We start from the raw sequence: 9,297 nt of genomic DNA on the forward strand, positions 1-9,297 counted from the left end.
TTCGACCCGCCCCGTCACCTGCGCCAGAGCCGGATCGGCACAGGCCGTCGTGCCTGCGCGGGTGTGCGACTGACGGGCCAGCGCCGAGACCTGTGCGGTCTCGTACCCCGCCCGCAACAGCGCGCCGCGCGTCTGCATCAGGGCCGCGCCCAGCGCCTGCGTCACCGCCTCGCCAAACAGGTCACAGCGCTGATGCGCAGCCAGCACAAAGGCGCGCTCGGCGTAGGTCTGTTCCAAATGGCTGTCCGCCTGTGCCGCCCCCGCTCCCAACAAGAGGCCAAGCGCGATCATCGACGCCATCCGTCGCAGACCCAAGACCTGTAATGAAGCGCTGACGACGCGGGCGCGAAGGACTATGCTCATCCCTCGCTCCTAGCCCATAGGCTTTGCCGTGGGGTTTGCAATCAAGGTTACCAATTGCTTCTTTCAACAGATGTCTGGGTCTCGGGCCTGATCCGCCGCGCCGAACTGGAAGGAGCCTTCGCCACCGTGGTGAAGAAGGGCGATGCCCGAGCGGGCGATGTGGTCGTCAAGGCCTATGACACCTCTACCCGCACCGCCCGTCTGTTCAGCCAGTCGCTGGACATGGATGGTCAGCCCCTGTGGATCCAGCCGGTCGCCAGCGAGATGGAATCGGAACTGGACGCCTATCTGGAGCGCCGCCGCAAATACGATCCCGACCTGTGGGTGGTGGAAATCGAGGACCGTCAGGGTCGCCACTTCCTGCAGGAAAAGGTCGAAGGCGACAGCCCCCGCCCCCCGCTCTGATGCCCATTCAGGGTGAACCCGCCATTCACCCTTTTTGTGCACCGGATACCAATATAAATCCTGTCATATCCGGGACCATGGCCAGAAAGGCCCTGGTTCGCGGAGTGCGATCATGTTGTTCCTGTTGAACGATGTCGTGTTTGATCTGGACACGACCTGTCCGGCACCGGTGCGCGATTACCGCCGGTTTTCGCCCCTTGATCTGGACGCGGTCATCGAGCTGGCGTGCGAGTTGTTCGCCGAAGAGCCACAGCTGCACCGCACCCACCCCGAACGCGCGCGACGTCTGGCCTGGCTGATTACCCAGCGCACCGAGGGCGTGAATGCGGCCCTGTTCGCCGCGCCGGAACAGGGCTGTGCCCCAGAACTGGTCGAGCCGCGCTTTTGCGCCCTGCCCACGCCGGTGATGCGGCAACTGCAGACCCGCGACCAGCACGGCCAACTGACGCCCCAAACGGCAGATCGCACCGTCTGGGGCCGCATGGCGGCCTGAGCCGTCTGCCTACTCGCCCTTGGCGTGGGCCTGAATCGCTTTCAGGCCCGACATCAGGCGTTCGCTATTGGGCGTCAGCAGGCAGTTGTCTTTCAGGATCAGACGGATGGCCTGCACGTGCACGTGGACGGCCTCGTTGCGCCATGCATTGCGGGCGTTCATCGCCTCGATGGTTTCGCACAGGCTGTAGACAGCGTCATACAGCGGGCCGGTGTCGAAGAAGCCCGCCACGCTGAGCACATTGCCCGCCACACCATAAAGGGCGGCCGAATCCTGCAGATCCTCATTGGCCAGCACTTCCAGCTCCGAGACCGAGCGTTCGATGGCCTTCATGGCCTCGGCCTTGTGTCCCAGCAGACGCTCGTTGGAGCGGCGCTCGATCTGGGCAATGCTTAGCCCGCCAGGCTGGGCCATCTTGCGCGACAGGCTGGAGACCACCTTGGTCGCTGTGGCCCCTTCACCCTCGCCCACGGCTGACCCTGCCGCGACCACGGTATCAAAGCTCTGGCTCACAGTTGCACCCTTTGCGGTTTGAGCAGGGCGTCAATGTCGGCCTGTTCCATATTGGCTTCCTTGGCGATACCGATATGGGCCGAAAGGTCGCCCTTGCGCCGGCCCTTTTCACCCAGTGGCGGGCCAAAATTGCGCACGCGGCGGTCCGGACCGGCATAGGTCTCGCATTCGATAAATTCACGCTGGTCCTGCGCCAGCCAGATGACGCGCTTTAGCAGGACACCCGGCGTGATCGGCTTGACCACCACAAAGCTGACGCCGCAGTTGCGCCCCTCCTGAACCTTGGCCTGAGAGGCGTGGCCGGTCAGCATGATCACAGGGGTGTAGCGCATGGGCGCGGGGGTCTCGCGACGCAGCCAGCGGGTAAAGGCGTAGGAGTCCATCTCCGGATCGGAACAGTCGATCATGATCAGATCGAACGGACGCTGTTGCAGCACTTTGACGGCCTCGGTCGCAGACGAGCATTTCACCTGCTCGCGCACGCCAAAGCCCACCACAACCGAGCTGAGCATATCCAGCGCCTGCTGGTTGTCGTCGATCAGCAGAACGGAGGAGTTTTCAAGATTGACCTTCTGTTCGGCCATATCAGTCGAACAGGTGAAGTTCCCCTGCGGCCTGCTCGGATTGCGGGCGCGGGGCGGTGTTGCCGCGATGGGCGGCTTCCTGCAGTCGCTCGGCCATCTCTGCCAGAGGCAGGGCAGCCAGCGCCGTGTCCATAGGCTGGTTGTCCGCCAGCGAGGCCGACAGGCCCGAGAGAGCCTCCAGCCGCTGGACCAGCACATCGAAAGTCTGGGTGCGCGCCAGATAGGCCAATCGGTCCTGCGGGGACAGGTTTGACAGGATTTCCCCCATCAGATCGCCGGCCTGCTGCACCCCTGCGCGAATGTCCGATAGTTCCTCAGCCACCGCCTTCAACAGGGCATGGATATCGTGATCACTCATCAGAACAGCTCCAGATCGCCTGATACAACAGGCGGCGTGGTTATCTTGGGCGGCGGAACCGCAGCGACGTCAAGCACGGCGCGCTGGCGGGCCCGACCGCTGACGGGCCAATAGTGCAGACGGCGGCCGCCAAAGCCTCCCAGACTGCCGCCGATCACCGGAATGCCTTCGTCGGCCAAAAAGCGCTCGGCAAAGGCCGCGTTGGAAGCCCCGACATCACTCAGGCTGTCGAACATCCGGCCACCGCCAAACAGCTTGGCCTCCAGACGTTCACGGCGACCTCCCGCCTTGAGCACGTCGTTGATCAGCACTTCCATCGCATAGGCACCATAGCGGCGGCTGGCCGCTGTGCCATCCTGCGCGCCATCAGGCAGCAGGAAATGGTTCATGCCACCGACACCGGCCACGGGGTCGCGCAGGCACAGGGCCACACAGCTCCCCAGAACGGTCGTCAGCACCACATGGGGGTCGTTCGTCACATAGTGATCGCCCTGCCCCACATGGACACGCCGCTCCATGGCCGAAATGTCGTGGCTATCACTCATGTCAGCGGGCCAAAGACCGATTCCAGCTTCTCTTTGAGCTGCTGGGTGGTGAAGGGCTTCACCAGATAGTTGTTCACACCGTACTGCACCGCGCGCTGGACCAGTTCACGGTCGGCGCGGCCCGTCAGCATGATGAAGGCCGTCTTGGCGATCGGCGGGTGGGCGCGGATGCCGCGCAGCAGACCCAACCCGTCGAGGTTCGGCATGTTGAAATCCGAGATCACCAAATGCACCGGACGGGTGATGATGGCGCGCAAGGCGGCCTCACCGTCAGGGGCTTCTTCGATGTCACGCACGCCGATCTGTTGCAGGCTGGTGCGTACCAGCGAGCGCATGGTCAGCTGGTCATCGACGATAAGAGTTCGAATGGCGGAGGCTGAGGGCATGGGGGAGGTCCTTACGCAACAGACTGGGAGGCGCCGCGAACAGCGCAAGATTCAAGAAGGGCCGGTGCAAGGCGCGCCAACGGCATCTGGCGCTGTACAGCACCCAGCTCATAGGCTGCCTTGGGCATGCCATAGACGACGCAGGACGCTTCGTCTTGCCCGAAAGTTTGGGCTCCGGCCTCACGCATGGCCAGCAGGCCGCGGGCTCCGTCCTTGCCCATTCCCGTCAGGATTGCGCCGGTCATGGGACGCCCCGAGCGGGCCACGGATTCGAACAGCACATCGACCGAGGGACGGTGGCCATTTACAGGGTCCGAGGCCACCAGACGGCAGCGGCCACCGGTCACGGTAAGGTGGTATGCTCCGCCCGGTGCCAGATAGATATGGCCCGGCTTCAAGATCGCCCCGTCCACAGCTTCGCTGACATGGGCGGGGGTCATCTTGTCCAGCCGCGCGGCAAAACTGCGCGTGAAAGTGGCGGGCATGTGCTGGGTGATGACGGTGGCAGGACAATCAGCGGGGAAGCCCTGTAGAATCGTCAGCAGGGCCTCGACCCCGCCGGTGGATGATCCAATCGCCAAAATATGGTGCGGGTCGGCGTGGTAGCTGCCTTCATGGCCCTGCACCTGACGCTGTTCTAGCGGGCGCACGCGGGCACGGGCGGCGGACTTCACCTTTTCAGCCAGATCGGCAAAGGCCTCGGCCGCGGGCACGCCCACGGCGGGCTTGGCCACTGCATCGACGGCTCCGATTTCCAGCGCCGCCAGCGTCACATCGGTCCCTGCCTGCGTCAGGGTCGAGACCATGACCACCGGCATGGGCCGCAGGCGCATGATCTTCTCGAGAAACTCCAGCCCGTTCATATTGGGCATTTCGACGTCCAGCGTGATGACGTCGGGGTTCAACTGTTTGATCTTGGCGCGGGCATCCAGCGGGTCTTCGGCGGTGCCAACGACCTCGATCCCGGGATCGCGACGCAACACAGCCGCGATCAGACTGCGCATGGTGGCGCTGTCATCAACAACAAGAACCTTTACGCGGTTCATGCGACACTCCTCTGGGCGGCATCGACGCGCAGATAGGTCGTCAGACCACAGGTCTGGAACTGGCCCGCAGACGGGCCGGATACGCGCTCCGAATGGCCGATATAAAGGGCACCGCCCGTATTCAGTATGGGCGCAAAACGCGACCAGACCTTCTCCTGGGTCGCGTCGTCGAAATAGATCACCACATTGCGGCAGAAGATCACGTCAAAGGTGCCGCGCATCGGCCAGTGACCGATCAGGTTCAGCTCTTTGAAAGTCACCAGACGGCGCAGGGTGTCATCGGCGCTGTAATAGCCCGGACGATCAGTGACGGGCAGGAAATGGCGACGACCCTGCGGCGGAACCGGCGTCAGGATTTCTTCGGAATAGATGCCCTGATGACCTTCGGCGACCATGTTGGGGTCGATGTCGGTCGCCAGAATGCGCACATCCAGATCCGCGGCCTCGGGCAACACATCCAACACCGTCAGCGCCATGGAATAGGGCTCTTGGCCGTTAGAGCAGGCCGCCGACCACAGGCGCACCCGACCGCCCGCCCGTGCATGGGCGGCCAGCTTGGGCATCATCACATCGCGCAGGTGATCGAAATGGTGCGGCTCGCGATAGAAACGGGTGACATTGGTGGTCAGGGCCGCCGTCATGGCCTGACGCTCTTCTTGGCCATGATCGGATTCGACCAGAGCGATATATTCGGCAAAACTCCGCAGGCCCAGCGCACGCAGGCGTTTGGCCAGACGCGAATAGACCAGCGCGGCCTTGCCCTCGTGCAGGGCGATGCCCGCGTGACTATGCAGGGCCTCGGCAATGTGACGAAAATCGCTGGCGGTAAAGGGAAACTCCCCCTCCACCAGCACATCGCGTCCGGTCGTCGTCGTCATGCCGCTTCGGCTTCCGCTTCGGCAGGCAGGACGTGCTCAAGGTCGATCAGGCTGATCATACGGCCGCCTTCGACGGCAAAGATGCCCTTTACGAATGCCTTGACGCTCTCCGAAGCCACATCGGGGGTCGGCTGGATCGAGGCGTCGGTCAGTTGCACGATGTCGGACACCGCATCGACCAACAGGCCCACCAGACGGCTACCCACATGGGCCACCATGATGACGTGACGCTCGGTCGGCTCTCCGGTCTGAAGACCAAAGCGCGAGCCCAGATCGATGATCGGCAGCACGGTGCCGCGCAGATTGATCACGCCCTTCATATAGGCGGGCGAGCGCGGCAGCGGGGTGGCGGGGGTCCAGCCACGGATCTCACGGACGCTCATAATATCGACGCAAAACTCTTGCTCGCCGATGCGGAAGGCAATCAGCTCGCGATCGGTACCGGCGACATTGGGGGTGACTTGGGTCATGTGTTAGCTCGCCATTTTCAGTTCGGATCGAGGGGTATTACGTCGACGTCCGGATGTGACCAGCGCGTCGATATCCAGGATCAGGGCCACGCGCCCGTCACCAAGGATGGTGGCCGCCGCCACGCCTTCGACGTGGCGGTAGTTGGTTTCCAGCGACTTGATGACAACCTGCCGCTGGCCATGGATGGCATCGACCAACAGGCCGGCGCGCTGGCCGCCTTCGGTCTCGACGATCATCACAACCCCGCCCTTCAGCTCCGTGGGCGTGGCGCGGAAGCCCATGGACTGGCCCACATCGACCAGGGGGACGAACTCGTCGCGGAACATCAGCACCGGATCGACCCCGCCGACCAGATGGATGTCCTCCACCTTGGGCGTGAGGCTTTCGACAATGGCCGCCAGCGGGGCCACCAGCGTCTGTTCGGCAGCTCCCACAACCATGCCGTCCAGCACAGCCAGCGTCAGCGGCAGCGACATGGTAAAGGTCGAACCCTTGCCCGGCGTCGAGGTGATGTTGATGCGGCCACCCAGTGACTGGATGGAGCGGCGCACCACATCCATGCCCACGCCACGGCCCGACACATCGGTGATTTCCTTGGCGGTCGAGAACCCCGGCAGGAAAATCAGATTATCGACCTCGTCATCGCTCAGAATCTGGTCCGGCGTGATCAGACCGCGCTCTTCGGCGATGGCGCGTACACGCTGGCGGTTGATGCCCTTACCGTCGTCGGTGATTTCAATAACGATACGGCCCGAGCGATGCAGGGCAGCCAGCTTGACCGTGCCCTCTACGGGCTTGCCCGCGGCTTCGCGCTCTTCGGGGCTCTCAAGGCCATGGTCGATGGCATTGCGCAGCATGTGGGTGATCGGCTCGGCCAGACGTTCCACCACGGTCTTGTCGACCTCGGTGTCCTCGCCCGCCGTGACCAGCTTCACGCGCTTGCCCGTCATGTCGGCGACCTCGCGAACCAGACGCGGCATGCGCTGGAACACCGACTTCACCGGCTGGGCGCGGATAGCCATGACGCTGTCCTGAATCTCGCGCGTGAGCAGCTCGAGGTCCTCAAGACCCAGCGAGATGTCGGACGAACGGGCCAGACCGCTTTCATGCACGCGCTGGGCCAGCATGGCCTGCTGGATCACCAGTTCGCCCACCGCATTGATCAGACGATCCACGCGCTCCAGATCGACCCGAATGGTCACTGGAGCGGCCGCAGCGGGGGCGGACGGCGCATTGGCCGCTGCCGGCGGTGCTGCGGGCACCGGAGCCGGAGCGGCTTTAGGCTGGGGGCTTTCGGCCTTGGGTGCAGGGGTGCCCCGACGCGCGGCCGTATCGGCCTGCGCCAGAGCGATCAGCGCTGCCACATCGGCCTCGGCAGCAGGCGCATTGTCCGTAGACGGAACATCCAGCGGCGGCAGGCCAGCATCCAGAGACGGCAGTTCCGGCAGGGTATCATTGGCCGCGCCCTCGCCCATCACCGGCATGATGTTCAGGTCGCAGTCGGTTTCGACGAAGTCGAATACGTCGCGCACATCGGCCTCGGCAGCGGGGACATCCAGATGGATGGTCCACACCAGATGAGATTCTGTCGGCTCCAGCGCGTCCAGCAGCGGCAGGCCACTGTCGTCCATCTCGACGCGCGTTGGCCCCAGACGGGCCAGCTCACGCAGCAGAAGGCCGGTTTCATTGGCATTGGTATAAAGGCGCGGATGCGGGCGGAAGACGATCTTCCAGCCGGTCTGCTGCGCCGCCGCTGACGGCGCCGAAAGGTCCGGCAGATCCAAAGGCGGCAGATCGAGAGACGGCAGGCCCCCGTCTAGCGACGGCAGGTCGCCGGGGGCTGCAAAGTCGTCAAGGCTGAGCGACACCGGCACAAAGCCGAAGTCATCGCCATCCAGATCACCGCTGGCAGCATCCGCGGTGCCCGAAACGGGCGCGCCGTGCGTCAGGGTTTCCAGCTCGGCGATCAAACCTTGAGAGCGAACGGGGTCCACGGCAGGGCCTGCCCCGCGCGCGGCGGTCACATGGTCATTCAGCACGTCCGAGGCACGCAGCAGGGTGCGCACAACGGTGTCGTCCACCTCTTTGCGGCCCGAGCGCAGCTCGTCCATCAGGGTCTCGAACACGTGGGCGAACCGGACCAGATCATCCAGACCAAACGCCCCTGCTCCGCCCTTTACCGAGTGAACGGCGCGGAAACAGGCATTGATAGTCTCGATGTCGGAATCGCCGGATTCCAGCGCCAACAGATTTGTCTCGAGATCAGCCAGCAGTTCTTCGCATTCCTGGAAGAATGTGGCCTTGATGGCTTCGAACGGATCTTCGCTCATGACCGGATGCTGTCCTTCGAACTGTGCCGCAAAACTTAGGCCGCCACGCGACGCACGGCGTCGACCAGACGCACGGGGTCGAACGGCTTGACGATCCAGCCCGTGGCTCCGGCCTCGCGGGCGCGCTGCTTTTTCGCGGCATCGCTCTCGGTGGTCAGAACCAGAACCGGCACACCGCTGTATTCAGGGTTGGCGCGCATGCCCTCGATGAAGCCGAAGCCGTCCATGCGGGGCATGTTGATGTCGGTGATGACGATGTCGGGGCGCTCTTCGGCGAGTACCTCCAGACCATGAACGCCATCCACGGCCTGCACGACATTATAGCCGGCATCCTTCAGGGCCAGCATCAGCATGTCGCGCATGGTGCGCGAGTCATCGACGGTCAGAACGGTTTTGGTCATCAGGCGGCGTCCTGCATTATGAGGTCATCGGGGGAAGCTCCGAACCCAAGCCATTGATCGCTCAGGGCTTCGGACACATTGACGAAGGTCAAATCTTGACCGTCGGCCTGCCACGTACGCACCGCCGACAGCAAAATTTGCAGACCCAGTCCGCCCAGACGCTCGACCGCCGAAGCATCGACGCGCAAGGCCTGACCACGGGCCGACAGGAAGGCGGCCTTCACATCGGCGGCAGATCGCAGATCCAGTACCGGCGGCAGCAGCAAGGTGCCGTTCACGATCAGATTCTCGCTCATTAGAACTCCTCCCAGCCGTCTTCTACGGGCTGTGCTTTGAGGGCAGTGTTGCCGCGCGTTGCAGTCTTCAGGGCGGCCATGGTTTCTGCCACCGAGCGCGGACGCTCTGCGGTATCCTCATCGGCCGGACGCAAAGGCTTGGCAGGCGGAGCCATCGGGGCCGCTTGGGCCACCGGTGCTGCAGGCTGCGGCTGCGGCTTGGGAGCCATCGGCGCGGGCGCAGGCCTG

General features: G+C 63.8%; 14 protein-coding genes and 1 pseudogene. 2 read left to right on the forward strand and 13 right to left on the reverse strand.

Annotated features, from left to right (window positions below; all coding sequences use genetic code 11):
* A pseudogene (locus B3B04_RS01025) lies at positions 1 to 363 on the reverse strand (hypothetical protein); the annotation flags it as partial.
* A 54-nt stretch (positions 364 to 417) separates the two neighbouring features.
* Here B3B04_RS01025 and B3B04_RS01030 point away from each other — a divergent pair.
* Complete coding sequence (locus tag B3B04_RS01030; RefSeq protein ID WP_292038902.1) at positions 418 to 768, forward strand: DUF1491 family protein; 351 nt, start codon at positions 418 to 420, stop codon at positions 766 to 768.
* Between the two features lie 112 nt (positions 769 to 880).
* A complete protein-coding gene (locus B3B04_RS01035) occupies positions 881 to 1,261 on the forward strand; it encodes a hypothetical protein (RefSeq protein ID WP_292038903.1) in 381 nt (126 codons plus the stop codon).
* Between the two features lie 9 nt (positions 1,262 to 1,270).
* Here the strand turns inward: B3B04_RS01035 and B3B04_RS01040 are convergent, their stop codons facing one another.
* The 12 genes from B3B04_RS01040 to B3B04_RS01095 all read right to left on the reverse strand — a co-directional run.
* The gene (locus B3B04_RS01040) at positions 1,271 to 1,774 is read right to left on the reverse strand and encodes a chemotaxis protein CheE (protein ID WP_292038905.1); all 504 of its coding nucleotides are present in this window, start codon (positions 1,772 to 1,774) and stop codon (positions 1,271 to 1,273) included.
* On the reverse strand, positions 1,771 to 2,358 hold the full coding sequence (locus tag B3B04_RS01045) for a response regulator (protein ID WP_292038906.1): 588 nt from the start codon (positions 2,356 to 2,358) through the stop codon (positions 1,771 to 1,773). The genes B3B04_RS01040 and B3B04_RS01045 overlap by 4 nt, the downstream gene beginning before the upstream one ends.
* A gap of 1 nt (position 2,359) precedes the next feature.
* Positions 2,360 to 2,716 (reverse strand): hypothetical protein, encoded by a 357-nt coding sequence (locus B3B04_RS01050; protein ID WP_292038907.1) that lies wholly within the window; start codon positions 2,714 to 2,716, stop codon positions 2,360 to 2,362.
* A complete protein-coding gene (locus tag B3B04_RS01055) occupies positions 2,716 to 3,261 on the reverse strand; it encodes a chemotaxis protein CheD (RefSeq protein ID WP_292038909.1) in 546 nt (181 codons plus the stop codon). Before B3B04_RS01055 ends, B3B04_RS01050 begins: the two co-directional genes overlap by 1 nt.
* Positions 3,258 to 3,647 (reverse strand): response regulator, encoded by a 390-nt coding sequence (locus B3B04_RS01060; protein ID WP_292038913.1) that lies wholly within the window; start codon positions 3,645 to 3,647, stop codon positions 3,258 to 3,260. The genes B3B04_RS01055 and B3B04_RS01060 overlap by 4 nt, the downstream gene beginning before the upstream one ends.
* An 11-nt stretch (positions 3,648 to 3,658) precedes the next feature.
* Positions 3,659 to 4,693: a protein-glutamate methylesterase/protein-glutamine glutaminase gene (locus B3B04_RS01065; protein WP_292038914.1), complete on the reverse strand. Its 1,035-nt coding sequence runs from the start codon at positions 4,691 to 4,693 to the stop codon at positions 3,659 to 3,661.
* Positions 4,690 to 5,571 (reverse strand): CheR family methyltransferase, encoded by an 882-nt coding sequence (locus B3B04_RS01070; RefSeq protein ID WP_292038915.1) that lies wholly within the window; start codon positions 5,569 to 5,571, stop codon positions 4,690 to 4,692. The genes B3B04_RS01065 and B3B04_RS01070 overlap by 4 nt, the downstream gene beginning before the upstream one ends.
* Complete coding sequence (locus tag B3B04_RS01075; RefSeq protein WP_292038919.1) at positions 5,568 to 6,041, reverse strand: chemotaxis protein CheW; 474 nt, start codon at positions 6,039 to 6,041, stop codon at positions 5,568 to 5,570. The genes B3B04_RS01070 and B3B04_RS01075 overlap by 4 nt, the downstream gene beginning before the upstream one ends.
* 3 nt (positions 6,042 to 6,044) lie before the next feature.
* The gene (locus B3B04_RS01080; RefSeq protein ID WP_292038922.1) at positions 6,045 to 8,372 is read right to left on the reverse strand and encodes a chemotaxis protein CheA; all 2,328 of its coding nucleotides are present in this window, start codon (positions 8,370 to 8,372) and stop codon (positions 6,045 to 6,047) included.
* 35 nt (positions 8,373 to 8,407) lie between these two features.
* Positions 8,408 to 8,773, reverse strand: coding sequence for a response regulator (locus B3B04_RS01085; RefSeq protein WP_292038924.1), 366 nt, complete (start codon positions 8,771 to 8,773; stop codon positions 8,408 to 8,410).
* Positions 8,773 to 9,069 (reverse strand): STAS domain-containing protein, encoded by a 297-nt coding sequence (locus tag B3B04_RS01090; protein ID WP_292038927.1) that lies wholly within the window; start codon positions 9,067 to 9,069, stop codon positions 8,773 to 8,775. The genes B3B04_RS01085 and B3B04_RS01090 overlap by 1 nt, the downstream gene beginning before the upstream one ends.
* Positions 9,069 to 9,297, reverse strand: a 229-nt coding sequence (locus B3B04_RS01095; protein WP_292038930.1) for a hypothetical protein, incomplete at its 5' end; no start/stop codon positions are given. The genes B3B04_RS01090 and B3B04_RS01095, both read right to left, overlap by 1 nt.

The sequence above is a fragment of the Brevundimonas sp. UBA5713 genome, assembly GCF_002419815.1.
Lineage (GTDB): Bacteria > Pseudomonadota > Alphaproteobacteria > Caulobacterales > Caulobacteraceae > Brevundimonas.